The organism is Streptomyces fuscigenes, assembly GCF_021556455.1.
GTDB classification, from domain to species: Bacteria; Actinomycetota; Actinomycetes; order Streptomycetales; family Streptomycetaceae; genus Streptomyces; species Streptomyces fuscigenes.
Genome location: NZ_JAKGCV010000011.1, coordinates 1 through 25,874, shown reverse-complemented (window position 1 = coordinate 25,874; position 25,874 = coordinate 1). Strand labels below are relative to the sequence as shown.

Here is a 25,874-nt window from a genome sequence, read left to right as displayed (position 1 = left end):
CCGAGGGGGAACAGGTGGGTCAGGGCGGCGCACGGCGCGCGAGGACGAAGGGACCCAGATCGCAGGGTCCGCAGCGGGGGCACGGCGACCGGAGGACTCCGGACGCCCCCCAGCGGCACGCCCACGAGCTGGGCTGGGACGACAGCCTCTACGAGAGCGGCGCGGACGGCGCGGGCGAGAGCGCTGGCGGCGGCGCGGGGGCCGTCGCCGCGGCGCCCGCCCGCACGGCGACGGTGCCGGAGCAGCGGGGCCGCAGGCCCGAGCCCGGTGCGGCCGGAGGCGGCGGCCACGGCGGGCGCCGCAGACGCGGCGCGGGCGACGGCGGGGGCCGCGGCGGCTCGCGCCAGCGCAAGAAACGCCGCAGATTCAGGGCGCTGCGCTGGATATCCGGCGTGCTGTCCGTGCTGATCCTCGGCACGGCCGGCGCGGGTTACCTCTACTACCGGCACCTGAACGGGAACCTCCGCAGCGACTCCCGGGCCGGGTCCTCGACGGGCGTCGAGAAGCCGAAGGCCAACGCCGCCGGCCAGACCCCGCTGAACATCCTGCTCATCGGCTCCGACAGCCGGGCGAGCGACGCGGACGTGGCGCTCGGCGGCGGCAAGGACCTGCGCGGCGACCCCCCGCTCGCGGACGTCCAGATGCTGCTGCACGTGTCGGCGGACCGGAAGAACGCGTCGATGGTGTCGGTCCCCCGGGACACGCGCGTCGACATACCGGCCTGCAAGGACGCGAAGACCGGGCAGCAGTACCCGCCGACCAACGCGATCATCAACACGACGCTCGCGCGCGGCGGACCGGGCTGCACGCTCTCCACGTGGGAGAAGCTGACCGGCGTCTACATCGACCACTGGATGACGATCGACTTCTCCGGCGTCGTGGACATGGCCGACGCGGTCGGCGGTGTCCCGGTCTGCGTGAAGGAGAACGTCTGGGACCACCCGACTCCGGCGGTGCCCGGCGGTTCCGGCCTCAAGCTCAAGGCGGGCACCACGAACGTCGTGGGCAAGCAGGCGCTCCAGTGGCTGCGCACCCGCCACGCCTTCGAGAGCGACCTCGGCCGCAGCCAGGCCCAGCACCTCTACCTCAGCTCGATGTTCACCAAGCTGAAGTCGGAGAACTACTTCACCAGCCCGGGCAAGCTCACCGGCCTCGCGGAGGCGGCGACCAAGGCGCTCGAGGTCTCCAAGGAGATCGGCTCGGTGAAGAAGCTGTTCGACCTGGGGATGCAGCTCAAGGACGTGCCGGTCAACCGCATGACGATGGTGACCATGCCGACGGTCCCCGACCCGCAGAACCCGACCGCCCACGTGCTGCCGAACGCGACCGACGCGGACCAGCTGTGGTCGCTGCTGCGCGACGACGTCGCGCTGGACAAGAACGGCAAGCCGGCCTCGGCCTCCGCCGGCAAGTCGTCGGCCCCGCAGCCGAGCGTGCCCGCGCCGAGCGACTCGCCGGCCCAGACCGGGGTCAGCGTGCGCAACGGCACGGGCGGCGCGCAGGCGGCGGTTCCCGGCCGCGCCGGCGACATCGCCCAGCTGTTGGTGGGCAAGGGCTACAGCCGCGCGGTGAAGGACACCACGCCGGTGACGGAGAAGACCTCGACGGTCCTCTATCCGAGCGCGGACCTGGAGGGCGACGCGCAGGGCGTCGCGAAGGCGCTGGGCATCCCCAGCAGCGCGGTGAAGAAGTCGGCGGACGTGTCGGGCGTCATGGTGGTCGTGGGTGCCGACTGGCGCCAGGGCGCCACGTACCCGAAGCACGAGAAGCCGAAGGCCGGTTCGGTGCCGAAGACCGCGCAGGTCGTCCAGGGCGGCAAGGCGGGCTGCATGGACGTGTACGCCCCGTACCGGTGGTGACGCCGGTGGCGCGGCGCCGGGCTCGGGCCCGGGCCCGGGCCCGGGGCCGCGCCACCGGAGCGTGCGGCGCAGGCAGGTCGCAGGGAGGGCCCGGGAAAGCCGTAGGAGCGTAGGAAGCAGGAGAGGCCGCCCGGCTCGGTGTCGGGCGGCCTCTCCGTCGTGACGGCTCGTGCTGCTGTTGGCGGCCTGTCCTGCTTGCTGTTGGCGGCCGGGTCCTGCCGGGGCGTCGTGTGCCGCTGGCGCGGCCTCTTCTCGCGTGCGGCCCGGCCCCGGCGAAACCCCGCCCGAGGCGGCCCGCCGCGCCCCTCAGGCGGCCGTCGGGGCCTTCGGCGCGGACGGGCGGCGGCTCGCGATCACGCGCCTGGCCAGCGAGCGCGGGCTGGTGAGGAAGCCGTAGCCCCAGGCCATGTGCATCGTGGCGAGCGCCACCGGGACCTGGAGGCGGGAGCGCAGCCGCAGTCCCTTGCCCGCGGGCACCGATCCCGCGACGATGGCCGCCGCGTACGCGCCCGGCACGACGAACGCCCACGGGGTCAGGGCCGCACCGACGACGATGCCCGCCGCGATGGCGCACACCGCGACCGGCGGGGCGAGGTAGCGCAGGTTGATGGAGCCCGCGTGGTAACGCGCCACGACGTGGCGCCAGCGCCCGTAGTTGCGGTACTGCGTGGCGAGCGCGCGCACCGAGGGCCGGGGGCGGTACTGGACGCGCAGCTCGGGCGAGAACCAGATCGTGCCGCCCGCCTCGCGGATGCGGAAGTTCAGCTCCCAGTCCTGGGCGCGGATGAACTCCACGTTGTAGCCGCCCTGCTGCTCCAGCGCCTCGCGCCGGAAGACACCCAGGTAGACCGTCTCGGCGGGGCCGGCCTCGCCGCCGGTGTGGAAGGCCGCGTTGCCGACGCCGATCTTCGACGTCATGGCGGCGGCGACGGCCTCCTCCCAGGAGGTCTCGCCCTCGGCGTGCATGATGCCGCCGACGTTCTGCGCACCGGTCTCCTCCAGGAGGCGGACGGCGGTGGCGATGTAGTTCGGCGAGAGCATGCCGTGGCCGTCGACGCGGACGACGATCGGGTGCGTGGAGGCCGCGATGGCCGCGTTCAGGGCGGCGGGGGTGCGGCCCGTCGGGTTCGGCACGGTCTGCACGCGGCGGCCCCGGGGGTCGTCCGCGGTCTCCCGCACGAGTTCCGCGGCGATCTCGTCGGTGCGGTCCGTGGACGGGCCGAGCGCGACGACCACCTCCATCTCGCCGTCGTACTCCTGCTCCAGGATGTGCCGGACGGAGTTCCTCAGATGACGTTCCTCGTTGAGCACCGGCATGATCACGGAGACCGCGGGCGAGTGGTCAGACATGGGGTCCTTCGGGTCCTGATGGGGACCTCGGCGGCGCGGAACGCGAAACGCGGCATGGCGGACGGGTCGGTGCGCGGACCGGAGGTCAGGAGCTGGGGTGCGGGCGTCACGTTACCGCGAACGGGGGACAGGGGCGCGTGCCGCCCGGTCGACGGCCGCTGCCGCTGATCGTATGGGCCTACGGTTCCCGTGGTCGTCCCCCTGTCCGCCACCGGCCCCGCGGAGGTACCCGTGCCCGTCCCGCCCCGGCCCTCCCGCCGCGCCGACCGCAGCGGAGGCCGGCCGCCGGGCGGGGAACGCGCGCGGGGCGGCGTCCCGGCCGCGCCCTCCCCCCGCAGCGGGGGCGGCGTCACCGGCGGCAGGCCGCCGGGCGGCCGCGGCGGCCCGCCGCCGCAGAGGGGCGCCGGGCCGCGGGGGCGGCGTCCGGGCGGCCGTCGCGGCATGCCCGCCGGCCGGAAGGTCCGCTGGGGTACGAGGCTCGCGACCACGCTCTCGGTGCTGGTGCTCGGCGCCGGAGGCATCGGCCACGCCGTCGTGACGAGCGTCGACAACGGGATCGGCCGCGTCGACCCCTTCAAGGACATGAAGAACAGGCCGGCGCCGGGACACGGCATGAACCTGCTGCTGGTCGGCACCGACGACCGCTCCACGGTCAGCCCGGCGCAGAAGCAGCGGTACCGGCTCGGCGGCGCGCCCTGCCACTGCACCGACACGATCATGCTGGTGCACCTGTCGGAGGGCGGGAAGCGGGCGAGCGTGGTGAGCCTGCCCCGCGACAGCTACACCCGGCTGCCCTCGCGCCCCGGCCGCTCCGGCGCGGCGGCGGGGACGCATCCCGCGAAGCTCAACGCGGCTTATGCCGAGGGCGGCCCGACCCTCACCGTCAGGACCGTCGAGTCGATGACGGGCGTGAAGGTCGACCACTACTTGGAGGTCGACTTCACGAGCTTCATGAAGACGGTGGACGCGCTCGGCGGCGTGCAGATCTGCACGCCGCGCCGGCTGAAGGACACCAACACCGGTCTCGACCTGGCCCCGGGCACACACCGGCTGAACGGCGGCGAGGCGCTGCAGTACGTGCGCTCGCGGCACATCGACGGCGACGGCAGCGCCGACCTCGGGCGCATGCAGCGCCAGCAGCGCTTCGTGGCCGCCCTGATCGCGCGGGCGACGGACAGCGGGGTGCTGCTGAACCCGGTGCGCTTCCAGGGCGTGGTGTCCGCGGCGCTGGACTCGGTGCGCGCCGACGCCGGGTTCGGGCCCGAGCAGCTGCTGGCCCTGGGCCGGGCGATGCGCGGCTTCTCGCCGTCCTCCTCGGAGTTCGCCTCCGTGCCGCTGGCCGCGAAGGGCGTCGACCTCAAGGAGGTGGGCTCGGCGGTCAGGTGGGACCCGGCCAGGGCGAAGCAGCTGTTCGCGAAGGTCCGCGCGGACCGGCCCCTCGCCCCGCCGCGCGCCCCGGCGGCCCCGGCCCGGCAGCGGGGGAAGATCGTGGACGTCGCGCCCGGCGGGATCCGCGTGCAGGTCTACAACGGCACGGCGACCGACGGGCTCGGCAAGCGGGTCGACGACGCGCTGAAGGCGACCGGCTTCGACACCACGCGCCGGCCGGCGACGAAGCCCGCCCTGAAGGCCGCGGAGACCGTCGTCGAGTACGACCCGCGCTGGGACCGCTCCGCCCGGTCCCTGGCCGCGGCGCTGCCGGGCAGCCGGCTGAGGGCCGTGAAGGGGCTGGGGGCGACGCTGCGGGTCGTGGCGGGCTCGAAGTACGCGGGGGTGGCTCCGGTGCGGGCCGAGGAGGCGCCGAAGGGCGCGTTCGGCACGATCAGGGGCGACGCGGTGGTCTGCCCCTGAGCGCGTCCCTCCCGTGAGCGTGTCCCGGGGCTCCGGCGGCCTCTCCGGGGCCCGGGGATCGACGGGCCGTGGGCACGCGGCGACCCCGCGTACGGGAGGAGGCGGGCCCTCCTCGCTCGCTCCGGCTCGGTGACGCGTCTCACAGATGTGTGGATCCCGGTGGCATTGCATCAGGTTGGCAACAGGGCCGGTGCGATTTGACCCATGATCTGTATGGGCCCCCGCCGGGGCCTGCACACTGGTCCGCATGAACGAGTGGCCCGAAGGATTCAACGGCGCACGCGGCGAGCGCCCCGAGCGCTACGGCCGCGGCAGCGCCAGCGCGGAGCCCGAGGGGGCTCGCTCGATGCCGCACGTCCAGCGTGGAGGCGTCCCGCCGCGCCAGCGCGGCCGGTACGGGGTACCGCAGCAGCAGGGCCCCGGCTACGACGACGGCTACGGCGGGCAGGGCGGGTCGTACGCGCCGGGCTACGACAGCGGCTACAACACCGGCCAGGTCTACGGCCACCAGGGCGGCGGGCCCGGGGGCCCGGGCGGCGGCCCGTACGGCTCGGACCCGTACGGCCCCGGCGGCCGTGCCGCGGCGCCCCGGCGTCCCGCGAACTGGGGCCGCCGCATCAAGTACGGCGTGCTCACGCTCGTCGTCGTGGTGCTGGGCGTCTCGATCGGCACGTACTTCTGGGCCGACTCCAAGCTGCACAAGGACGTCGACCTGTCGAAGGTGATCGACCGCCCCGACGGGGGCGCCGGCACCAATTACCTGATCGTCGGCTCCGACAGCCGCAAGGGCATGACGAAGGAGCAGGAGAAGCAGCTCCACACCGGCGGCGCCGAGGGCCAGCGCACGGACTCGATGATGATCCTGCACGAGGGTGCGGGCGGTCCCACGCTGATCTCGCTCCCCCGCGACTCCGACATAACGCTCCCGTCGTTCCAGGGCGCCGAGTCCGGCAAGACGTACCCGGCCAACCCGAACACGCACATGAAGCTGAACGCCGCGTACGCGACGGACGGCCCGACGCTGCTCGTCCGCACGATCGAGGCGAAGACCGGGCTGCGCATCGACCACTACGTCGAGATCGGCTTCTCCGGCTTCGCCAACGTCGTGGACGCGATCGGCGGCGTCGACATGAACCTGCCGCAGGGCTTCAAGGACAAGTACTCGGGCGCCGACTTCAAGGCCGGCGAGCAGACGCTCAACGGCCAGCAGGCCCTGGCGTACGTCCGGACGCGCCACGCGTTCGCTACGAGCGACCTGCAGCGGGAGAAGAACCAGCAGAAGTTCCTGTCGGCGCTCGCTTCGCAGACGGCGACGCCGAGCACGATCCTGAACCCGTTCCGCCTGTACCCGGCCCTCGGGGCGGGGCTGGACACGCTCACCGTCGACAAGGACATGTCGCCGTACGCGCTGGCCAAGATGTTCTTCGCGATGAAGGACGTCACGGGCGGCGACGGGGTGTCCATGACGATGCCGATCTCCGGCAGCAGCGGCGGAAACCTGCTGTGGGACCAGGCGAAGGTCAAGGAGCTGGTGAACCAGCTGAACAACGGCGACAAGGTCACCGTCACCGACAACTGAGCGGCGGACGGCGAACGGCGGGTCGAAGGGCCGCCGGCTCCCTCGGGGGGTCGGCGGCCCTTTCCGTGCGGTGCGCGGCCGGCGGCCCCCCGGGGCCGGGGGCCGGGGAACTACGGGATGTTGCGGGCCATCACGATGCGCTGGACCTGGTTCGTGCCCTCGTAGATCTGCGTGATCTTGGCGTCGCGCATCATGCGCTCCAGCGGGTAGTCCCGCGTGTAGCCGTAGCCGCCGAGGAGCTGGACCGCGTCCGTGGTGATCTCCATGGCCGCGTCGGAGGCGTAGCACTTCGCGGCGGCGCCGAAGAAGGTCAGGTCCTCCTTCGCGGAGCCGCGGTGCACGCGCTCGGAGCGCGCGGCGGCCGCGTAGGTAAGCTGGCGGGCCGCCTCCAGCTTCATGGCCATGTCGGCCAGCATGAACTGGACGCCCTGGAAGTCGCCGATCGGCTTGCCGAACTGCTTGCGCTCGCGCACGTAGTCCTTGGCGTAGTCCAGCGCGCCCTGCGCGATGCCGAGGGCCTGGGCCGCGATGGTGATGCGGGTGTGGTCGAGCGTCTTCATCGCGGTGGCGAAGCCCGTGCCCTCCTCGCCGATGATGCGGTCGGCGGGGATGCGGACGTTGTCGAGGTAGACCTCGCGCGTCGGGGAGCCCTTGATGCCGAGCTTCTTCTCGGGGGCGCCGAAGGACACGCCCTCGTCGGACTTCTCCACGACGAACGCGCTGATGCCCTTGGTGCGCTTGTCGGGGTCGGTGACGGCCATGACCGTGTAGTACTCGGAGACGCCCGCGTTCGTGATCCAGCGCTTCACGCCGTTGAGCACGTAGGAGTCGCCGTCGCGCACGGCCCGGGTCTTCATGCCGCCCGCGTCGGAGCCCGCGTCCGGCTCGGACAGGCAGTACGAGAACATCGCGTCGCCCGCGGCGAGCGGCGCCAGGTACCTGCGCTTCAGCTCCTCGCCGCCCGAGAGCAGGACGGGGAGCGAGCCGAGCTTGTTGACGGCCGGGATCAGCGAGGAGGAGGCGCACACCCGGGCGACCTCCTCGATCACGATCACCGTGGCGAGCGCGTCGCCGCCGGCGCCGCCGTACTCCTCCGGCACGTGGATGGCGTGGAAGTCGTTCGAGACGAGCGCGTCCAGCGCCTCCTGCGGGAAGCGGGCCTCCTCGTCGACGGCTGCGGCGAACGGCGCGATCTTCGCCTCGGCGAGGCCGCGCACGGCCTCCCGGAGCGCGTCGTGCTCCTCGGCGGGGCGGTACAGGTCAAAGGACGACGACCCAGACGATCCGGCCACGGTCTCTCACTCCCAGGGAGGCTGCTCGCTCTGGCGGTATCCAGAGGGGGTTTTCCGGAGATGGTTCTGCGTGGATGCTAACTACCGTTAAGTAACCCCGATACTAGAGCGCTCCGGGCCCGATGGCATAGGTGAGCCGGGGCACAGCGGGGCGCGCGGCTATGCTCAGGCGGCGTCCCGACGTCGTAGGCATATGGAGCAGCACATGGCCCTCAAGATCACCGTGATCGGCACCGGCTACCTCGGCGCGACCCACGCGGCGGCCATGGCGGACCTCGGATTCGAGGTGCTGGCACTGGACGTCGTCGAGTCGAAGATCGACGCCCTGCGCGAGGGCCGGGCCCCCATGTACGAGCCGGGCCTGGAGGAACTGCTGCGCAAGCACGTCGCCGGGATCGAGGGCTCCTCGGGCCGGCTGCGGGTCACGATGGACTGGGCCGAGGTGGCCGCCTTCGGCGACGTGCACTTCGTCTGCGTGAACACGCCGCAGCGGCAGGGCGAGTACGCCTGCGACATGTCGTACGTCGACAGCGCGGTCAACTCGCTCGCGCCGCACCTGACGGGGCCCGCACTCGTCGTCGGCAAGTCGACGGTGCCGGTGGGCAGCGCGGAGCGGCTCGCCGCGCGCATCGCGGAGCTGGCGCCCGCGGGCGACCAGGTCGAGCTGGCCTGGAACCCGGAGTTCCTGCGGGAGGGCTACGCCGTCGACGACACCCTGCACCCGGACCGGATCGTGGTCGGCGTGCGCGGCGAGCGGGCCGAGAAGATCCTGCGCGAGGTCTACGCCCAGCCGGTCGCAGAGGGCACCCCCTTCGTCGTCGCGGACTACGCGACGGCCGAGCTCGTGAAGGCGTCGGCGAACTCCTTCCTCGCCACGAAGATCTCCTTCATCAACGCGATGGCCGAGGTGTGCGAGGCGGCGGGCGGCGACGTCGCGACGCTCGCGGAGGCCCTCGGCCACGACGACCGGATCGGGAAGAAGTTCCTGCGTGCGGGGATCGGCTTCGGCGGCGGCTGCCTGCCGAAGGACATCCGCGCCTTCATGGCCCGCGCGGGCGAGCTCGGCGCCGACCAGGCGCTGACCTTCCTGAGGGAGGTCGACTCGGTCAACATGCGCCGCCGGGGCCACATGGTCGACATGGCGCGCGAGGCGGTCGGCGGCGACTCGTTCCTCGGCAAGCGGGTCGCGGTGCTCGGCGCGACGTTCAAGCCGGACAGCGACGACGTGCGCGACTCCCCGGCCCTGAACGTGGCCGGGCAGATCCACCTCCAGGGCGGGCAGGTCACCGTCTACGACCCGAAGGGCATGGACAACGCGCGCCGCGTCTTCCCGACGCTGGGCTACGCGCCGACCGCGCGCGAGGCGGTGCGCGGCGCGGACGTGGTGCTGCACCTCACGGAGTGGCGCGAGTTCCGCGAGCTGGACCCCGAGGAGCTGGGCGCGCTCGCCGCGACCCGCGTGGTGCTCGACGGCCGCAACGTGCTGGACGCCTCCCTGTGGCGCGCGGCCGGCTGGACGTACCGCGCGATGGGCCGCCCGAACGCCTGAGCACGCCGGGGCCCCGGGGCAGTGGCCCGGGGGCCGCGCGGCCCGGGCCGGCCCGGAGCGGCGGGCTCGGAGCGGCAGGCCCGGAACGGCAGGCCCGGCGGGTGCTTCCGCGAGGGCGAGCGCTCCCCCGAGCGCTCCCCCGGGGCGGGCTCGTCCGGGCCGGGCTCGTCCGGGGGGGCGTCGGCTCAGGCCCGGCCGTAGATCCGCTCCGGCGTCACCAGGACCGCCGCGCGGCGGTCGGCGGCCATCACGGCGTCGTACGCGTCCCAGTCGTCGTGGGTGCCGCCCGCCGCGGTGAAGATCTCCCGCAGCAGCAGCCGGATCCTGTCCGCGTCGAATCCGCCGCGGGGGTCGTCGGGGCCGATGATCTCGGCGCCGCCCTCCAGGGCCGCCCACTTCCAGCCGGAGCGCACGGTCAGCGCGAGGCGGGGCCGGACCCGGAGGTTCGCCAGCTTGACCCTGCCGTACGTCACGAAGGCCGCGACGTCGGCGCCCGTCCCGGGATGCCTCATGACCCCGAGGTTGACCACCGAGGTCTGGATCGTGTGGTCGGCGCGCACGGTCGACACCACGCCGAGGCCCTGCTCGGAGCGGGCGAGGCCCGCGAAGTCGTCCAGCGTCGTCATGGTCCGTCCCCTGTTCTGCCGCGATCTGCTCTGCCGCGATCGGTCACCCACTGAACTCCCCACGGGGCGCCCCGTCTTCCCGACGCGCCCGGACTCGGGGAACTTCCGGCGGGTGCGGCCGCTCTCAGGCGCGGCGGGCGCGGTAGGTGCGCATCTTGTTGCGGGCTCCGCACACCGACATCGAGCACCAGCGGCGCCGTCCCGCGGGGCTGCGGTCGTAGAACGCCCACTGGCAGGTGTCCGCCTCGCACGCCTTCAGCCGCTGCCAGGTGCCGTCGAGCGAGGCCGTCGCGACCGCCTGGGCGACCCGCGCGCGCAGATCGCCGCCCGAGGCCGTGACCGCCGCCGTCCCCGCCGCGTCGACCCGGACCCGCAGGGTCACGTTCGCGAGCAGCGCGTCCAGTTCCTCCGCCGAGCCGTGCCCCGCGTGCGCCAGCAGGGCCGCGCGCAGCGCCTCGCGCAGCCGCTTCGCCTCCGGCACGGCCGCCGCGGCCAGCCCGTACGGCCGGCGGCCCTCCGGCGAGTCCAGGGCGTCGGTGCCGTCCTCGACGTCCCGCGTGTTCACGAGATCCTCGATCAGCCGCAGCCCCTCGGGCGCGGACGGTCGGTCGGTCATGCTTGCGACGGTACCTCGTTACTGCTTGAGTGGTGTTACCGGTAACACCCGAGTGAGGGGTGGCGGCGACCCGCTTCCGCGAGGAAGCCGACCGCCCCCGCAGCCGACCGGAGGTATCCGCCATGCCCATCGCCAGCGCACGCGCCGTCGTCCTCGACGCCCCCGACCCCGTCGCCCTCGCCGGCTTCTACGCGGGGATCGTCGGCGGAGAGGTGAAGGACGACGGGGACGGCTGGGTCGACCTGGAGGGCGCGGCGGGCACCCCGCTGTCCTTCCAGGCGGCCCCCGGGCTGGTCCCGCCCGCGTGGCCGTCCGCCGAGAAGTCCCAGCAGTTCCATCTGGACTTCACCGTCCCCGACCTCGATTCCGCCGAGCGGGAGGTGCTGCGCCTCGGCGCCACCCTGCTGGACGCGGGGGACGCGGGGCGTTCCTTCCGCGTCTACCGCGACCCGGCCGGGCACCCGTTCTGCCTCTGCGTGGACTGAGTCCCGGCGACGTCCCGCGCGATCTCCTCGGCCTGGCGGCGCGCCTGGTCGTGGGCGTCCTCCAGCGAGGTCAGGTGCTGCGGCAGCAGGTGCCGCAGGGGCTCCATGGTGGGCGCGTAGGTCAGTTCGGGCGTGATCACGCGGACGTCGAGGGCCATCAGGTTGGGGTCACCGAGGATGGTGGTCAGGGCCGGGACGAGGAAGTCCTTGCCGTGCTGGGGCGAGCCCGGACCGTATCCGCCGCCCCGGGCGGACACGACGACGGCGGGGCGGCCCGCGCTCGGCACGGCGGCGCCCAGGCCGATCGTCCTGCCGACGATCATGACGTGGTCCAGCCACGCCTTGAAGGCAGAGGGGATCGAGTAGTTGTAGAGCGGCACGGCGAAGAGGTATGCGCCGGCGCCGAGGAACTCCTCCGCCAACTCGTCCTGCAAGCGGGCCGCGGCGCGCTGCTCCGGGGTGCGTCGTGCGGGCTCTGTGGTGCGGGTGGTGATGCCGGCGCCGTCCAGGTGGCCGAGCGGGGCGCGGGCGAGGTCGCGGGTGACGACGTCGCCCTTCCACGCGGCGGTGAACGTATCGGCGACCTGGCGGGAGTAGGAGGACTCGGCGGAGGCCGAGGCGTCGATGCGCAGCAGATAGGACATGGAAGTACTCCTTCGTTGAAGGTCGTTCGGGCGGGAGCGGGGGCGGGGGCGGGGCTGGGGAGACCTGGACGCCGACTTCATCCGCGAGATCCTCGATCTCGTCGGCGACAAGTGGAGCGTGCTGATCATCGGCACCCTCTCCGACGGGCCGGTGCGCTACTCCGAACTCGCGGACGCCATCCCGGGCATCTCCCAGCGCATGCTGACGCTCACCCTGAAGCAGCTCACCCGCAGCGGACTCGTGGCACGCACCGCCTACGCCGAGGTCCCGCCCCGCGTCGAGTACTCCCTGACCGGCCTCGGGACATCCCTGCTGTCCACGGTGCTGGACCTGGCCGCCTGGTCCGCCGACCGGCACACGGAGATCCGCGGCCACCAGCGCGCCTACGACGCGCGCACGGCCGCGGACGCCGGCTGACCGCTCACGGCACGCCCGCACCGGGGCGGTTCACGCGCCGCCGGCCTGAGCGGCCGGCCCTGCGGGACGCTCCCCGGCCGGTCCATCCTCAGCCGGAGCGCCCCCTGTCGTGCGACCCCCCACCGGTCGGTCCCCGGCCCGGCGGTCCGCGCCCGGGTCAGCTGCGGTCCTCCTGAGCGAGTCGCGCAACGCGTTCTCCTCGGCGACACGCGCACGGAGACGAAGCAGCAGCGGCGAGTCCTCCGCAGCCGTCGGCGGCCGGCAGCGCACACAGGCGCACGGCGGGAAGCGCAGCGGGTTGAACTCCGGGAACGTGCGCGGCACTTCGCGTCCGCCCCCATCTCCGTCCCTCCCGCCCGTCATCCGGCCTCCCCCGCCGGACAGTCCCCCGAACCCCGGTGCCGCCGCAGCAGCACCCGGCAGTCCGTCGCCTTGCTGTGGTCGCCCCGCGCACGGGCGACGGCTTCGGCGCGGCGGAACTCTTCGCAGGTCCGGCAGCCGTGGCATGCGGCGGCGGGCGCGGGACCCGGCGCCCCGCGCCGGCGCACCGGACGCCGGGAGCGGGGCGGGAACTCGCTCTCCTCATGACTCTGCCCGTCGAGCATGTCAACTCCTCTCCGTAGCGATACCACTACCAAGGGGAGTCAGCGTGGCCTAGAGTCGATCCCCCATCAACGTGTCGGGAAAGGACGAAAGATCGGTGGTGGCACCTTGAACATCCGGGAGTTGGATCCCGACAGTTCGCCCCAGGCGGCATTCGGAGCACGCCTGCGCAGGGTGCGGAGCGAGCGCGGGTGGACGCAGGAGGAACTCGGGACTCGCATCGGGTACTCCAGCACCCATGTCTCGTCGGTGGAAACCGGCCGCAAATTTCCAACCTTGCGCCTCGCGCGCCGCGCCGACGAGGCCCTCGGGACGAGCGACACGTTCGAACGTGACTGGCGGGACATGCGGCACGGGTCCCTGCTGGAGGGGTTCCCGGAGTACGTCGAGCACGAGGCCCGCGCGTCGGAGATCAGGCTCTATGAAGTCGGCGTCATGCCGGGGCTGTTGCAGACACCGGAGTACGCGACGGTGCTCGCCGAGAGCGCGGTGAGGAGAGGTGCCGTCACCCGGGAGCAGGCCGAGGAGCGCGTCGCCCTCGTCGCTGAACGGCAGGCCACGCTGGTCCGGTCGCCCGCCCCCATGGTGTTCGTGGTGCTGGACGAGAGCTGCCTGCGCCGGCCCATCGGCACAGCCGCGGTCATGGACGCGCAGTACGAGCGGTTGATCGCGTTCGCCGCGATGCCGAACACGGTGCTGCAGGTCGCCCCTTTCGCCATGGGGACTCGACGGCCGCTCAATTTGCCGCTCTACATACTGACGCTGCCGGATCGCTCGCTCATGTCGTATGCGGAATCCAGCCAGCAGGGCCATCTGGAGCGCGACATCCCCTTCGTGCTGCCGCTGTTGACGGCCTACCATCAACTGCAGGCCGAGGCGCCGTCCCAGTCGGCGTCCGTGGACCTGATCGAGCAGGCGAGAAAGGGCACCTTGTGACGACCCAGTCCCCGCAGTGGTTCACGTCCTCCCACAGCGACAACGGCGGCGCATGCGTCGAGGTCGCCGCCAACCTCGCCGCGGCACACGGCATCGTGCCCGTCCGCGACTCCAAGAACCCCGACGGCCCCACCCTCACCCCTAACACCCGCGCCTTCACCGCCTTCGTCACCGGCATCAAGGACCAGTCCCTCACCCGCGCCTGAAGCGCCTGGCCGGAAGAGGTATCACGCGCGGGAAATCCGGTCCCGTTCCTCTGCGGCGCCGTGTACGTTGCGGCGCATGCCCGACGCTCAATTCGCCGACCCCCGGCTCGCGCCGCTCTACGATCCGCTCGATCCGGACCGCGGCGACCTCGACGCATACGTTGCACTCGCGGAGCGGTTCGGGGCGCGGCGGGTGCTGGACATCGGCTGCGGCACGGGCGTGTTCGCACTGCTGCTGGCCGCTCGCGGGCTCGACGTCGTCGGGGTGGACCCGGCCGGTGCCTCACTGGACGTCGCACGGGCCAAGCCGGGGGCCGAGCGGGTCCGCTGGATCCACGGGCACGCGGGCGAACTGCCGCCCCTGACGGTCGACCTGGCCACCATGACCGCCAACGTGGCTCAGGCCGTCACCGGCCCGAACGACTGGCAGGTCACGCTCACGGGCGCCCGGGCGGCGCTGCGGCCCGGCGGCCGCCTGGTGTTCGAGACCCGCGATCCGGCAGTGCGGGCGTGGGAGGCGTGGAACCGCACCGCGTCGTATGCACGCACGGACGTGCCCGGCACGGGAGCGGTCGCGCACTGGGTCGAACTGCTGGATGTGACAGGCCCGTTGGTGACGTTCCGCAGTTCGTACGAGTTCGCCGCGGACGGGCGGGTGCTGACCTCCGAGTCGACCCTGCGCTTCCGGGAACGCGAGGAGGTCGAAGCGGATCTCGCGGCGGCCGGCTTCGTGGTGGACGAGGTGCTGGACGCGCCGGACCGGCCCGGCCGGGAGTTCGTCTTCGTCGCGCGTCGCCCGGCCTGAGCGGGGTCGCGGGTCACCGGGCCGGCCAGGCCCGGCGGTCGGGCTCCCGGCGGATCACGTCCGCAGCGCCCGCCGGAGCCCCGGTGCCGCGCAGGCGGCGACCAGGGTCATGGAGCCGAGGACGGCCGTGCCGGCCCCCGAGATGCCCGTCGGCCCCATGAGGAGCGCCGCGCCGCCCAGGGTCAGCAGGCACATCGCCCCCTGCACCAGGGCGAGCATGCCGGTGCGGCCCTGCACGCGCAGCACGCCGATGTAGAGCTCCACGACGACCCGGGGCAGCGTGGCGAGCGCGAGCAGGCGCAGGACCGTGGTGCCGTGGGACGCGTACGCGCCGCCGAACGGCGTCAGTACGAGGGGTGTGAACGCCACGATCACCAGGACCGCGGGCACCAGGAGCACGGTCATCCGGCGCAGGGCGCCCCGGACGCCGGCCGCGAGCGCGGAGGGCTCGTACGAGGCGTGCGCGGTGAGGGACGAGGCCATGTTGATGGCCATGAACTCCATCGTGCCGCCGACGGTGTAGGCGGCGTAGAAGAACGCGTTGTGGGCGGCGTCGAAGCGCACGGCCACCATGACCGGCAGCAGGTTGATCATCGCCAGGCTGAACAGCGAGCCCACGGAGTCGCCCGCCATGAAGCGCCCGATGTCGGCGTACCGCAGGGGCGCCCGCCCGCCCTCTGCGGCGGCCTGGCGCGGGATCAGGCGGCGGAAGACGAGCCAGCCGAGCGGCACCACCGACAGGGCGATCGCCGCGGCCCACGACACGAACACACCGAGCACCGGCAGCGCCGCCGCGAACACCGCCAGCAGGACCAGCTTCCCGACCGAGAAGACGGCGTTGCCGATCGGCACCCAGAACGACCGGCGCAGGCCCGTCAACACCCCTTCCTGGAGCGTCAGCACGGCCCAGGCGACGCACGACGCGGTGAAGACCAGGCCGGGCACGAGCCCCCCGAGCGGCGCGTACGAGTCCCCCCACAGTCCGAGCGTCGCGAGGAACACCAGCGAGGCCGCGCACACCACCAGCGAGCTGGCTCCGTACACCCGCCGCACCAGCCGCGCGGTGCCGCGCCCGGCCCGCGGGACGTACCGGACCACGGCGCCGATCATCGTGGTCGCGGTGATCGACGCGAGGAGCTTCATCGCGGCGATCGCGGCGGAGCCCTGGCCCACCGCCTCCTCGGTGTAATAGCGGGCGGCGACCACCCAGAATCCGAGTCCGAGCGCGGCGGAGACGCCGGTGGAGAGCATCAGCGCGTAGGCGTTGCGGAACATCGACCCCGGATCCGCCGGGGCCCGACCGGGCGCGTCACCGCCGTCGTGAGCGGCCGGCCCGTCGTTCCCGTCGTTCCCGTCGTTCCCTTCGTTCGGGTCGTGCCCGTCCGTCCCGTGGGTCCCATGGGTCCCGTCCGTCCCGTGGGTCCCCTGGGCCCCCTCGGCCCTGTCCGTCCCGATGGCTCCTTCGGCCCCGGCGGCCCGGTCGGCCTCGTGGACCTCGCGGGCCCCGGCGTCGGCGTCGGCGGCCGTCGTCCTCTCCCCGGCCGTTCGAGGCCCCGCCGTTCGAGGCCCCGCCGTTCGAGACCCCGCTGTTCGAGACCCCGCCGTTCGGGGCCCCGCCGGCCGGGCGGCCTCCGGCACGGGCGGGCCGGCCGCGTCAGCCACCGGCCCCGTCCTCCCCCGGGGGCGGGCCGACGGGCTCCATCCGCAGGGCGGTGAGCACGCCGAGGACCTCGTCCGCGCGGCACGGGTCCACCGGCAGCGCGTGCCGCGCGAACCACGCGGCTCCCGCCGGCGACGGCGACGGGTCGGTGAACGCCTCCCCCGCGTAGGCGTCCAGCGGCGGGTCGTAGAGGTATCCGACGGTGATCCGGTGGCGCGCCAGGGCCGCGATGGCCGCGTCGCGGTCACGGACCAGCAGCGGGACGCGGAACAGCGGCTGCACGGCGTCCGGGGCCGCGCCCTGGAGCCGCGCCGTGCCGGCCGCGTGCCGCGCCAGCTTCCCGTCGAGCCCCGCCAGCAGGCCGGTGGTTCGGCGCAGCCGGACGCGGCCGGGCGAGATCCGGTAGGGGTGCATGTCGACGCGCACCCACGACTCCAGCGGATCGAGCCCCGGAGCGCCGGGCGGCCCCGGCGCTCCGGCCTCCTGGGGCATCGCCGCCGGACCGGCCTCCCGGGGCGCCGCGACCGGACCCGTGCCGTTGCCGCGGCCCGCCCGTGCAGCCGCCCGCGCCCGGGCCGGGTGGCCGTCCGCCCGTACGGCGCGCTCCAGTTCGGCCACGCGCAGGGGCATGCGGATCTCCTCGCGCTCCTGCGCACCGAGCACGCGCAGGGCCGCGCGCGCCGCGCCGACGAGCCGCATCCCCCGCACCCCCGCTTCCGCGTACGGGCGGATCGCGTACAGCGCCTCCGAGGAGAACCGGGCCGGCTTCAGCAACGTGTCTCGCAGGGCGGCCAGTTCCTCGCGCAGGCCGGGGTCCGCGAAGGCGAGGAAGCCGCCCGTCTTGGCACCCACGTGCTTCGAGAGGCTGAACACCGAGGCGTCGCCCACCGCGCCGACCGGGCTGCCGTCGGCGTGCGTGCTGCCGATGGCGTGGGCCGCGTCCTCGATCAGCGGGATGCCCAGGGCGTCGCATCTCAGGCGAAGTTCCGGTCCGGGATCGGGATTTCCGTACAGGTTGGTGGTCAGGACGGCGGACAGCCCCCGCCATGTGTCCTCCGGCACTGCGGACATGTCGATCGATCCGTCGCGCGCGTTCAACGGCGCCTGCACGGGGCGCAGTCCGGCCGCCAGCACCACGAAGAAGATCACGTCGTCGTTGACCGGGGACATCAGGACCCGGCCACCGGGCGGGCACCAGTGCCGTAACGCCACGTACAGGCCGAGCCTGCACGACGGCATGTACAGGCACTCCCTGCCCAGACGCCGGCCCATCATCCCCTCGAGCGCCGCACTGCCGTCCGGACGGACCCCACCACGGACATTTCCGCGCGCCATGCGTTCCCCCCTGCCCCCGGCGCTCAATGTGGCCCATACCGGACGCCCCGTCAATAAGGCCTCAGGAACGTCCCGCCGCCGGGCGGGAGAGGGGCCGCCCGGCGGCTCCCGGCCGCTTGACCGCCCGCCCCACGACGACGGTCTCCGCGCTCTCGACGCCCAGCGCGCCCAGTGCCATGCCGTACCGTGCCGTGCCGACGAACCGGTACGGCGCGTGGAATTCCTCGTCGCGCCGCCGGGCGGCGCGGCACGCTGGTGGACCCGCTCGGCGAGCGGCACGGAAAGAGTGGCGGGTGACGGGCCGGCCGGGCCGCGTGACGGAGCGGCACCGGGACCGGCATCCCGGCGCGACACCGCCGGCGCCGGGGCAGGCGATCTGGACGGCACGCCGCCCGGGGCAGGGGCCGGCATCCGAACGGAACACTGCCGGGGCCGGTATGCCGGCGAGGCCTTGAGGGCGCGGGCGCCGACGACAGAGTCGAGCCCGGGACGCGGGCGAGGAGGGCCGGGCCGCCCGGTGGGCGGCCCGCGGCCCGTCACTCGTCCAGCGTGAGTCCCCTGCGGAGCTTGACCAGGGTCCGCGACAGCAGCCGGGAGACGTGCATCTGCGAGATGCCGAGCTCCTCGCCGATCTCGGACTGGGTCATGTTGGCCACGAAGCGCAGCGACAGGATCTGCCGGTCGCGGTGCGGGAGGCCCGCGATCAGCGGCTTGAGCGACTCGATGTACTCGATGCCCTCGATGCCGTGGTCCTCGTAGCCGATGCGGTCCCCGAGGGTGGCCTCGCCGCCGTCCTCCTCCTCGGGCTGCGCGTCCAGGCTGCTCGCCGTGTACGCGTTGCTCGCCGTCATGCCCTCGACGACCTCTTCGCGCGAGATGCCGAGAGCCTCGGACAGCTCGGAGACGCTCGGCGCGCGATCCAGTCGCTGCGCCAGTTCGTCGCTGGTCTTGGCCAGGTCGAGGCGCAGCTCCTGGAGCCGCCGCGGCACCCGCACCGACCAGGACGTGTCGCGGAAGAAGCGCTTGATCTCGCCGATGATCGTGGGCATCGCGAAGGTCGGGAACTCGACGCCGCGGCTGAGCTCGAAGCGGTCGATCGACTTGATCAGGCCGATGGTGCCGACCTGGACGATGTCCTCCATCGGCTCGCTGCGCGTGCGGAAGCGGGACGCCGCGAACTTCACCAGGGCGAGGTTCAGCTCGACCAGGGTGTTGCGGACGTAGGCGTGCGCGTGGGTGCCCTCTTCCAGGGTCTCCAGCCGCGCGAAGAGCGACCTGGACAGGACGCGCGCGTCGACCGCGTCCATGTCGCCGAAGGTCTCCTGCGGCGGGATCGGCGGCAGGTCGTCGACGCCGGCGAATGCCGCCGACGCGGGAAGGGGCTGGGTCTCGGGGGAGACGGCCGGGGCGGGGGCCTCGTGGGCCGCCGCGTCGGGGCCGTACGTCCTGAGTGTGACGTCGGCCACAGAAGGTTCGTGCGTTGATGCCGACGTCGCGATCGGGGTACGCGGTTCGTCGAGCCGGGGTGACATGGTCTCCTCCATCGTTCTCGGCATATGGCTGCCGATGCCTGTGCGCATGTACTGCGGCGTGCGGCGCCTCCCAGGCCGGTGCCGTGTGCGGATGTGTCTCCCTCTAGCCCTACCTGCTGGGCGCGGGCCGCTGCAAGTGTCAATTGTCCCTTTTGGCATGCATTGTTGGCTACTTCGGCTACCCCACGGCGTCTGGAAGGCGTAATGTTCGACGGGTGTCCGCGCTCCGCTCCGACGGCGCGGCGGTCACCACTCCGACACAGGTTCCGCGCTTTTGTACAGAGCGCTGCGACCTGGGCACGGCTAGCAACCACCAGACGGGCAACGACGGCGAAAAGGGACGGGATGGACCGCCAGACGGTCGGCAGTACGAACCGGGGCCGGCTCAGGGTCGAGGTTCGCACCGAGGGCCGCAGCGAGGTCGTGACAGCGGCCGGTGAGCTCGACCACCACACGGCCGAGCTGCTGCGCGTTCCACTCGACGAGGCACTGGACAACGGCCGGTCACGCCTGGTGATCGACTGTTCACAGCTCGAATTCTGCGACTCGACAGGACTCAATGTGCTGCTCGGCGCCCGCCTCAAGGCGGATGCGGCCGGCGGCGGCGTGCACCTGGCCGCGATGCGGCCCGTGGTCGCCAGGGTCTTCGAGATCACCGGCGCGGACGCGGTCTTCGGCGTGCACGCGACGCTGCACGACGCGCTGGCGGAGTGAGCGTGGGCGTCGAGGTCCCCGCGGGGTGCTGTGGCGGCGCGGAGTGTTGTGCCTCGGCGCGGGGTGTTGTCCCGGCGCCTGCGGGCAGAAGAATCCCGCAGGCCGCACTCATCCCTGCACTCACTTTCTGTGCGGCTCCCATGCCACTTCCGCGAATCGGTGAGGTGAAGCGCTGATGAGCACCACCCGGCAGCCATCGCCGGGCGACCTCGGCCCCGAGCCCGGCACGGACCAGGTGTCGGTGCCGGACGGCACGGACCGTACGCTCACGCTGGACAGCGCCAGCGGGGTGGTCCCGCTCGCCCGCGACTTCACCCGCCAGGCTCTCTACGACTGGGGCTGGCTTCCGGCCTCCACACCGGACACCCGAGCGGCGGCCGAGGACGTGCTGCTGGTCGTGTCCGAGCTGGTGACGAACGCGTGCCTGCACGCCGACGGCCCCGAGCGGCTGCGCGTGTCGACGGCGGCGAAGGTCCTGCGCCTCGAGGTCACCGACCGCGGAGAGGGCCAGCCCGCCCCCCGCACACCGCACCAGGCCGGGCGCCCGGGCGGCCACGGCATGTTCATCGTCCAGCGGCTCTGCCTCGACTGGGGCGTGCAGCGCCTCCCCGACACGCAGGGCAAGACGGTGTGGGCGGAACTGGCGGCACCGGCGTAGCCGCGCCGGCCCGTCCCCTTACGCCCCGCACCCTCACCCGGTCCTCCCGCCCCCTGCACGCAGGGGCACAACCGGCGACTCGTACGCACCGCGCGGTCCCGACCGACGTGGTGCGTTTCGCTGTCCGGGGGTGCTCCTGGTGACTGTGGCGAGCCGGCCCGCGAGCGCGACGCCGGCGTGTGCGGCGTGTGGGACGTGTGGGACGTGTGGAACGTGACGAGGTGCCGCGGGGACACGCTTCACGCGAAGGGGAGGGCCGGGGCTCACGTGGAGCGCCGGCCCTCCCCCGTTCCCGCGGTGAGCCGGATCGTCAGTGGATCTCGCCCATCAGGCCCCGGACGCGGCGGCGGTACATGACCACCGCAAGGCCGGCGAGCGTCGCCAGCACCGCCTCCAGGGCGACCACGCCGGTGCCGCTGAGGTCCACGTCGGCGATGGACAGCAGCCCGGTGACGGAGTCTCCCGCGGTCACCGCGAGGAACCACACGCCCATCATCTGGCTCGCGTACTTCTCCGGCGCCATCTTCGTCGTCACCGACAGGCCGACCGGCGACAGGCACAGCTCGCCCACCGTCTGGATGAAGTAGATCCCCACCAGCCACATCGGGCTGACCAGCGTCCCGTTTTCCGCCATGAACAGCGGGATCAGGAAGAAGAAGAACGAGAGGCCCATGAAGACCAGCCCGACGGCGAACTTCACCACCGTGCTCGGCTCCTTCTGGCGCCGCTTCAGCCACAGCCACAGCCAGGCCATCACCGGCGCGAGCGCCATGATGAAGATCGCGTTGAGCGACTGGTACCAGGACGTCGGGAACGCCAGGCCCAGCACGTTGTCGGCCGCCTTGTTGGTGCCGAAGGCCTGGACCGTCGATCCGCCCTGGTCGTAGATCATCCAGAACGCGGCCGCGGCGACGAAGAACCAGATGTACCCGGACATCTTGGTCTGCTCCCCGGCCGACAGGGAGCGGTCCCGCTTGATCCGCCACAGCACCCCGGCCGGTATGACGAGGCCCGCGACGGTCAGCGGCACCATCGCCCAGTTCAGGGTGAAGTGCCCGCTCAGCCCGATGATGCCGTACGCGACGACGGCGACCATCACCCACAGCAGCCCCTTGCGCAGCCACGACGTGCGCTCCTCGCGGGACAGCGGCTGCGGCACCCTGCTGCTCTCGGGGCTCAGGTGACGCGTGCCGATCAGGAACTGCGCGAGGCCGATCGCCATGCCGGCGGCGGCGAGCGCGAAGCCCAGGTGCCAGCTGTACTTCTCGCCCACGGTCCCGATGACCAGCGGGGCGAAGAAGGCGCCGGTGTTGATCCCCATGTAGAAGATCGTGAAGCCGCCGTCGCGTCGCGGGTCGTTCGGGCCCTTGTACAGGTGGCCGACCATCGTCGAGATGTTGGCCTTGAGCAGGCCCGAGCCGAGCGCCACGAGGGCCAGGCCGATGAAGAACGTGCCCGAGCCCGGCAGCGCCAGGGTCAGGTGCCCCACCATGATCGTGCCCGCGGCTATCGCCACGGTCTTGCGCGGACTCCACACCCGGTCGCCGAGCCAGCCGCCGGGCATGGCGAGAAGGTAGACGAGCGAGTTGTAGATCGAGTAGATCGCGGTGGTGGTGGCCAGGTCCATGGCCAGGCCGCCGCCGTGGAGGCTTTTCGACGCGTCCGGGCCGCCGGACAGCAGATAGAGCGTGAGCAGCGCCCGCATGCCGTAGAAGCTGAAACGCTCCCACATCTCGGTCATGAACAGGGTGGCCAGGCCGCGCGGGTGGCCGAAGAAGGTCTTGCCGCCGCCGGGAGGGCTCGACGCGTCCTTCATCAGTGTGGTCGCCATGGTGTTCCTTGCTCGTGGGGGGTGCCGGCCGTGGGGGGCCGCACGCCGGGGGGCCACGGAACCCGTCGACGGCCGCGCGGGCAGGCAGCCGGTGGGCCGCCGGACCGTGCGCCGTGCGTCGCAGGCCGGTAGGCCGGCGACCCGGTGATCCGTGGGGATGCCGCCCGCACACAAAAGAAGACCCTTGGCAGCGTCATCGCCAAAGGTCCCCAACTGGTACTACAGGCTTCCGCATAACCATACGACACGCCATAGGGCCATTTAGAAGGACTTGAGAGATGAATCACAGGTTACTGGCACCCGGAAAGGCGTGATTCGAAGGTGAAACCCTACGCTTCGATCCGTACCAGAGGCTCGGCCCATCACTGCCCGTCGCACACCGCTCGCGGACTACCATCACCACCATGACCCGTGTACTGCTCGCCGAGGACGACGCATCCATCTCGGAACCACTGGCCCGCGCCCTCAGGCGGGAGGGGTACGAGGTCGAGGTGCGCGAGGACGGTCCCACGGCGCTCGACGCCGGACTCCAGGGCGGCGTCGACCTGGTGGTACTCGACCTCGGACTGCCCGGCATGGACGGCCTGGAGGTCGCGCGCCGGCTCAGGGCCGAGGGGCACGCGGTGCCGATCCTGGTGCTCACCGCACGCGCCGACGAGGTCGACACGGTCGTCGGGCTCGACGCGGGGGCCGACGACTACGTGACCAAGCCCTTCCGCCTCGCCGAACTGCTCGCGCGCGTGCGGGCCCTGCTGCGGCGCGGCGCCAGCGAACCCGCGCCCGCGCCCGCCACCCACGGCGTACGCATCGACGTCGAATCGCACCGCGCCTGGATGGGCGACGACGAGCTGCAGCTCACGGCCAAGGAGTTCGACCTGCTGCGGGTCCTGGTCCGGGACGCGGGCCGGGTCGTCACCCGCGACCAGCTCATGCGCGAGGTCTGGGACACCACGTGGTGGTCGTCGACGAAGACGCTCGACATGCACATCTCGTGGCTGCGCAAGAAGCTCGGCGACGACGCGGCCAATCCCCGCTACATCGCCACCGTCCGGGGCGTCGGCTTCCGCTTCGAGAAGAGCTGAGGCGTCGGCTTCCGCTTCGAGAAGAGCTGAGGCGTCGGCTTCCCGCTCCGAGAAGGGCTGACGCGCAAGGGTCGGCTTCCCGCTTCGAGAAGAGCTGACGCGCAAGGGTCGGCTTCCCGCTCCGAGAAGAGCTGACGCGCGGCGGGGGAAGCCGGGCGGTGCTCCCCTTCACTTGCGTGGCCGACCCGTGAGGCCCCGGGCCGCCGCCTTCCCGCTCGCGATGCCGCGGCACGGGACTGCCACGGATCCGCCCTCCTCGCCCGACGGGGCTTCCCGCGTCCTTGAGCGGCCCCCATCGACACGCGGCGGGATCGGGCGGGTGCCGGTGATCCGGTACGGGGCAGGCGCGCGCGGGGCGGGGCGCGCGGGCGGGCGGGCGCGTGGAGCCGAGCGGGCGCGCGCGGGGAAGGTTTTACGCGCGCAGGGTTGGGGTGACGCGATGTCGCTGGACCCGGTGGCGGACACGGGCCCCTCGGGCGCGTCCGGGCCCCGCATACTGAAAAGCTGGGTGGCGAGCACCGTCACAGCGGCCGCCGGCCGCGCTCACCCCCGCCCGGAGGGCACCACATTGCGCCGTCGACTGATCAACTCCACGCTGGCCGTGGTGCTCGTCGTGATCGCCGTCTTCGGCGTGTCCCTGGTCATCGTGGAGACGCGGACGATCACGAGCAGTGCGCAGGAGAGCGTCGACTCGGAGGCGCTGCGGGTCGTCAGCATCGTGGACGGACGGCTGCTGGGCGGCGAGTCGATCAGCGCGAGCGCCCTGAAGCAGCAGATCACCGCCAACCGCTACGCACGCATCGACGTGCCCGGCCGTCCCGACGTCCAGGTCGGCAAGGAGCCCAAGGGCTCCGTCATCCGCGGCCGGGCGCACGGCGAGCAGGGCGAGGTCGTCACGGTCGAGGAGCAGAGTTCCTCGGTCACGCGCGAGGTCGGCCGTACGCTGCTGATCATCGGCGGGGTCGCCCTGCTGGCGATCATCGCCGCCGTGCTGCTCGCGGTACGGCAGGCCAACATGCTCGCGTCGCCCCTCGTGGACCTCGCCGAGACGGCCGAGAAACTGGGCTCGGGCGACCCCCGGCCCCGGCACAAGCGGTACTCCGTACCGGAACTCGACCGGGTCGCCGACGTCCTCGACTCCAGCGCCGAGCGCATCGGCCGCATGCTCACCGCCGAGCGCAGGCTGGCCGCCGACGCGTCGCACCAGCTCCGTACCCCGCTCACCGCCCTGTCCATGCGGCTGGAGGAGATCACCGTCACCGAGGATCTGGACACCGCCCGGGACGAGGCGTCGATCGCACTGAACCAGGTGGAACGCCTCACCGACGTGGTCGAGCGGCTGCTGACCAATGCACGCGACCCCCGCACGGGCTCGGCCGTCCCGCTCGATCTCGACCGGATCATCAAGCAGCAGATAGAGGAGTGGAAGCCCGTCTACCGCGGTGCCGGGCGGGCGATCGTGCGCTCCGGGCGGCAGGGCGTATGGGTGATGGCGACGCCCGGCGCGATCGCGCAGGTGCTCGCCGCACTGATCGAGAACTCGCTGATGCACGGCGGAGGAACCGTCGCCCTGCGCACCCGTGTCACGGGCAACCAGGCCGTCATCGAAGTGACGGACGAGGGCCCCGGCGTCGACGCGGACCTCGGCGCGCGGATCTTCGAGCGGGCCATCAGCGGCCACAACTCGACGGGCATCGGCCTCGCGGTCGCCCGCGACCTGGCGGAGGCGGACGGCGGGCGGCTGGAGCTGCTCCAGCCGAATCCGCCGGTGTTCGCACTGTTCCTGAGCCGCGAGACGCAGGACCGGGAAGAACGGGAACGCCCGGTCCGCTGAACCGCACGCGGGGGACCCACGAGGTGGCCCGCACGGCCGTAAGCGGAATGCCCCGGGCAACGCGAGGGGGCATCGGCGAGACCGGCCGGAAACGCGCCGCGGCATGGACGCGTGCCCTGAACGCCGAGGTGCCTGGACACCCGGACCGGCCGGACCGGCCCTGGCGCGCTGCCCGGACCGGCCGGATCGACCCTGGTGCGCTGCCCGGTCCGGCCGGACCGACCCTGGTGCGCTGCCCGGACCGGCCGGACCGACCCTGGTGCGCTGCCCGGTCCGGCCGGACCGACCCTGGTGCGCTGACCTGTCGGGCCCGAGGCGGAGCACCCGGCCACCCGGCCTCGCGGCCCGGCGGCACCACGGCCGACGACCTTGGGGACCCTCGGCCGCGCGGCCCGGCGGCCCGGCGGCA

At 72.9% G+C, this 25,874-nt stretch carries 23 protein-coding genes; 13 read left to right on the top strand and 10 right to left on the bottom strand.

What is annotated here, in order from left to right; all coding sequences use genetic code 11:
- Nucleotides 1-14 precede the first annotated feature (14 nt).
- The gene (locus L1885_RS02950) at nt 15-1,859 is read left to right on the top strand and encodes an LCP family protein (protein WP_372481847.1); all 1,845 of its coding nucleotides are present in this window, start codon (nt 15-17) and stop codon (nt 1,857-1,859) included.
- Nucleotides 1,860-2,165: 306 nt separating this feature from the next.
- Here the strand turns inward: L1885_RS02950 and L1885_RS02945 are convergent, their stop codons facing one another.
- Complete coding sequence (locus tag L1885_RS02945; protein ID WP_235795358.1) at nt 2,166-3,209, bottom strand: glycosyltransferase family 2 protein; 1,044 nt, start codon at nt 3,207-3,209, stop codon at nt 2,166-2,168.
- 441 nt (nt 3,210-3,650) lie between these two features.
- Here L1885_RS02945 and L1885_RS02940 point away from each other — a divergent pair, with 441 nt between their 5' ends.
- Nucleotides 3,651-5,060: an LCP family protein gene (locus L1885_RS02940; protein ID WP_235795357.1), complete on the top strand. Its 1,410-nt coding sequence runs from the start codon at nt 3,651-3,653 to the stop codon at nt 5,058-5,060.
- Between the two features lie 247 nt (nt 5,061-5,307).
- The gene (locus L1885_RS02935) at nt 5,308-6,639 is read left to right on the top strand and encodes an LCP family protein (protein WP_235795356.1); all 1,332 of its coding nucleotides are present in this window, start codon (nt 5,308-5,310) and stop codon (nt 6,637-6,639) included.
- Nucleotides 6,640-6,749: 110 nt separating this feature from the next.
- Here L1885_RS02935 and L1885_RS02930 read toward each other — a convergent pair whose 3' ends face one another.
- The gene (locus L1885_RS02930; protein ID WP_235795355.1) at nt 6,750-7,931 is read right to left on the bottom strand and encodes an acyl-CoA dehydrogenase family protein; all 1,182 of its coding nucleotides are present in this window, start codon (nt 7,929-7,931) and stop codon (nt 6,750-6,752) included.
- A gap of 205 nt (nt 7,932-8,136) precedes the next feature.
- On the opposite strand from L1885_RS02930, the gene L1885_RS02925 reads away from it, so the two are divergent.
- A complete protein-coding gene (locus L1885_RS02925) occupies nt 8,137-9,480 on the top strand; it encodes a UDP-glucose dehydrogenase family protein (RefSeq protein ID WP_235795354.1) in 1,344 nt (447 codons plus the stop codon).
- Between the two features lie 185 nt (nt 9,481-9,665).
- Here the strand turns inward: L1885_RS02925 and L1885_RS02920 are convergent, their stop codons facing one another.
- On the bottom strand, nt 9,666-10,106 hold the full coding sequence (locus tag L1885_RS02920; RefSeq protein WP_235795353.1) for a TIGR03618 family F420-dependent PPOX class oxidoreductase: 441 nt from the start codon (nt 10,104-10,106) through the stop codon (nt 9,666-9,668).
- Nucleotides 10,107-10,230: 124 nt separating this feature from the next.
- The gene (locus tag L1885_RS02915; protein ID WP_235795352.1) at nt 10,231-10,722 is read right to left on the bottom strand and encodes a CGNR zinc finger domain-containing protein; all 492 of its coding nucleotides are present in this window, start codon (nt 10,720-10,722) and stop codon (nt 10,231-10,233) included.
- 122 nt (nt 10,723-10,844) lie between these two features.
- On the opposite strand from L1885_RS02915, the gene L1885_RS02910 reads away from it, so the two are divergent.
- Nucleotides 10,845-11,207: a VOC family protein gene (locus L1885_RS02910; protein ID WP_235795351.1), complete on the top strand. Its 363-nt coding sequence runs from the start codon at nt 10,845-10,847 to the stop codon at nt 11,205-11,207.
- Here the strand turns inward: L1885_RS02910 and L1885_RS02905 are convergent.
- Nucleotides 11,162-11,851 carry an FMN-dependent NADH-azoreductase gene (locus tag L1885_RS02905; protein ID WP_235795350.1) on the bottom strand — a complete coding sequence of 230 codons (690 nt, stop codon included), beginning with the start codon at nt 11,849-11,851 and terminating at the stop codon, nt 11,162-11,164. The genes L1885_RS02910 and L1885_RS02905 overlap by 46 nt on opposite strands.
- A gap of 64 nt (nt 11,852-11,915) precedes the next feature.
- Between L1885_RS02905 and L1885_RS02900 the strand changes: the two genes are divergently transcribed.
- Entirely contained in the window at nt 11,916-12,269 is a 354-nt protein-coding gene (locus L1885_RS02900; RefSeq protein WP_235795370.1) for a winged helix-turn-helix transcriptional regulator, read from the top strand.
- 359 nt (nt 12,270-12,628) lie between these two features.
- On the opposite strand, the gene L1885_RS29080 is transcribed toward L1885_RS02900, so the two are convergent.
- On the bottom strand, nt 12,629-12,874 hold the full coding sequence (locus tag L1885_RS29080) for a hypothetical protein (protein WP_372481846.1): 246 nt from the start codon (nt 12,872-12,874) through the stop codon (nt 12,629-12,631).
- A gap of 106 nt (nt 12,875-12,980) precedes the next feature.
- Between L1885_RS29080 and L1885_RS02890 the strand changes: the two genes are divergently transcribed.
- The 3 genes from L1885_RS02890 to L1885_RS02880 all read left to right on the top strand — a co-directional run bounded on the left by L1885_RS02890 (nt 12,981) and on the right by L1885_RS02880 (nt 14,819).
- Nucleotides 12,981-13,808 carry a helix-turn-helix domain-containing protein gene (locus tag L1885_RS02890; RefSeq protein ID WP_235795349.1) on the top strand — a complete coding sequence of 276 codons (828 nt, stop codon included), beginning with the start codon at nt 12,981-12,983 and terminating at the stop codon, nt 13,806-13,808.
- The gene (locus L1885_RS02885) at nt 13,805-14,014 is read left to right on the top strand and encodes a DUF397 domain-containing protein (RefSeq protein WP_235795348.1); all 210 of its coding nucleotides are present in this window, start codon (nt 13,805-13,807) and stop codon (nt 14,012-14,014) included. The genes L1885_RS02890 and L1885_RS02885 overlap by 4 nt, the downstream gene beginning before the upstream one ends.
- A gap of 76 nt (nt 14,015-14,090) precedes the next feature.
- Entirely contained in the window at nt 14,091-14,819 is a 729-nt protein-coding gene (locus tag L1885_RS02880; protein WP_235795347.1) for a class I SAM-dependent methyltransferase, read from the top strand.
- A 54-nt stretch (nt 14,820-14,873) separates the two neighbouring features.
- On the opposite strand, the gene L1885_RS02875 is transcribed toward L1885_RS02880, so the two are convergent.
- The 3 genes from L1885_RS02875 to L1885_RS02865 form a co-directional block, all read right to left on the bottom strand.
- The gene (locus tag L1885_RS02875; RefSeq protein ID WP_372481845.1) at nt 14,874-16,094 is read right to left on the bottom strand and encodes a lipopolysaccharide biosynthesis protein; all 1,221 of its coding nucleotides are present in this window, start codon (nt 16,092-16,094) and stop codon (nt 14,874-14,876) included.
- Nucleotides 16,095-16,473: 379 nt separating this feature from the next.
- A complete protein-coding gene (locus tag L1885_RS02870) occupies nt 16,474-17,751 on the bottom strand; it encodes a DegT/DnrJ/EryC1/StrS family aminotransferase (protein WP_235795368.1) in 1,278 nt (425 codons plus the stop codon).
- 599 nt (nt 17,752-18,350) lie between these two features.
- Entirely contained in the window at nt 18,351-19,346 is a 996-nt protein-coding gene (locus L1885_RS02865) for an RNA polymerase sigma factor SigF (protein ID WP_235795367.1), read from the bottom strand.
- A 345-nt stretch (nt 19,347-19,691) separates the two neighbouring features.
- On the opposite strand from L1885_RS02865, the gene L1885_RS02860 reads away from it, so the two are divergent.
- Nucleotides 19,692-20,060 carry an STAS domain-containing protein gene (locus tag L1885_RS02860; RefSeq protein ID WP_235795346.1) on the top strand — a complete coding sequence of 123 codons (369 nt, stop codon included), beginning with the start codon at nt 19,692-19,694 and terminating at the stop codon, nt 20,058-20,060.
- A gap of 175 nt (nt 20,061-20,235) precedes the next feature.
- Nucleotides 20,236-20,718 carry an ATP-binding protein gene (locus L1885_RS02855; protein ID WP_235795345.1) on the top strand — a complete coding sequence of 161 codons (483 nt, stop codon included), beginning with the start codon at nt 20,236-20,238 and terminating at the stop codon, nt 20,716-20,718.
- A gap of 310 nt (nt 20,719-21,028) precedes the next feature.
- Here the strand turns inward: L1885_RS02855 and L1885_RS02850 are convergent, their stop codons facing one another.
- A complete protein-coding gene (locus L1885_RS02850; protein ID WP_235795344.1) occupies nt 21,029-22,549 on the bottom strand; it encodes a peptide MFS transporter in 1,521 nt (506 codons plus the stop codon).
- A 404-nt stretch (nt 22,550-22,953) separates the two neighbouring features.
- On the opposite strand from L1885_RS02850, the gene L1885_RS02845 reads away from it, so the two are divergent.
- The gene (locus tag L1885_RS02845; RefSeq protein ID WP_235795343.1) at nt 22,954-23,631 is read left to right on the top strand and encodes a response regulator transcription factor; all 678 of its coding nucleotides are present in this window, start codon (nt 22,954-22,956) and stop codon (nt 23,629-23,631) included.
- Nucleotides 23,632-24,199: 568 nt separating this feature from the next.
- Nucleotides 24,200-25,465, top strand: a complete 1,266-nt coding sequence (locus L1885_RS02840; RefSeq protein ID WP_235795342.1) for a sensor histidine kinase — start codon at nt 24,200-24,202, stop codon at nt 25,463-25,465.
- The last annotated feature ends 409 nt before the right edge of the window (nt 25,466-25,874 follow it).

Excerpts from the sequence above, each read along its gene's own strand:
- L1885_RS29080 (WP_372481846.1), bottom strand. The coding sequence starts at position 12,874 with ATGCTCGACGGGCAGAGTCATGAGGAGAGCGAGTTCCCGCCCCGCTCC.
- L1885_RS02865 (WP_235795367.1), bottom strand. The coding sequence starts at position 19,346 with ATGTCACCCCGGCTCGACGAACCGCGTACCCCGATCGCGACGTCGGCA.
- L1885_RS02855 (WP_235795345.1), top strand. The coding sequence starts at position 20,236 with ATGAGCACCACCCGGCAGCCATCGCCGGGCGACCTCGGCCCCGAGCCC.
- L1885_RS02910 (WP_235795351.1), top strand. The coding sequence starts at position 10,845 with ATGCCCATCGCCAGCGCACGCGCCGTCGTCCTCGACGCCCCCGACCCC.
- L1885_RS02870 (WP_235795368.1), bottom strand. The coding sequence starts at position 17,751 with ATGGGCCGGCGTCTGGGCAGGGAGTGCCTGTACATGCCGTCGTGCAGG.
- L1885_RS02925 (WP_235795354.1), top strand. The coding sequence starts at position 8,137 with ATGGCCCTCAAGATCACCGTGATCGGCACCGGCTACCTCGGCGCGACC.
- L1885_RS02945 (WP_235795358.1), bottom strand. The coding sequence starts at position 3,209 with ATGTCTGACCACTCGCCCGCGGTCTCCGTGATCATGCCGGTGCTCAAC.
- L1885_RS02935 (WP_235795356.1), top strand. The coding sequence starts at position 5,308 with ATGAACGAGTGGCCCGAAGGATTCAACGGCGCACGCGGCGAGCGCCCC.
- L1885_RS02915 (WP_235795352.1), bottom strand. The coding sequence starts at position 10,722 with ATGACCGACCGACCGTCCGCGCCCGAGGGGCTGCGGCTGATCGAGGAT.
- L1885_RS02905 (WP_235795350.1), bottom strand. The coding sequence starts at position 11,851 with ATGTCCTATCTGCTGCGCATCGACGCCTCGGCCTCCGCCGAGTCCTCC.
- L1885_RS02860 (WP_235795346.1), top strand. The coding sequence starts at position 19,692 with ATGGACCGCCAGACGGTCGGCAGTACGAACCGGGGCCGGCTCAGGGTC.
- L1885_RS02940 (WP_235795357.1), top strand. The coding sequence starts at position 3,651 with ATGCCCGCCGGCCGGAAGGTCCGCTGGGGTACGAGGCTCGCGACCACG.
- L1885_RS02880 (WP_235795347.1), top strand. The coding sequence starts at position 14,091 with ATGCCCGACGCTCAATTCGCCGACCCCCGGCTCGCGCCGCTCTACGAT.
- L1885_RS02875 (WP_372481845.1), bottom strand. The coding sequence starts at position 16,094 with ATGTTCCGCAACGCCTACGCGCTGATGCTCTCCACCGGCGTCTCCGCC.
- L1885_RS02920 (WP_235795353.1), bottom strand. The coding sequence starts at position 10,106 with ATGACGACGCTGGACGACTTCGCGGGCCTCGCCCGCTCCGAGCAGGGC.
- L1885_RS02850 (WP_235795344.1), bottom strand. The coding sequence starts at position 22,549 with ATGGCGACCACACTGATGAAGGACGCGTCGAGCCCTCCCGGCGGCGGC.
- L1885_RS02845 (WP_235795343.1), top strand. The coding sequence starts at position 22,954 with ATGACCCGTGTACTGCTCGCCGAGGACGACGCATCCATCTCGGAACCA.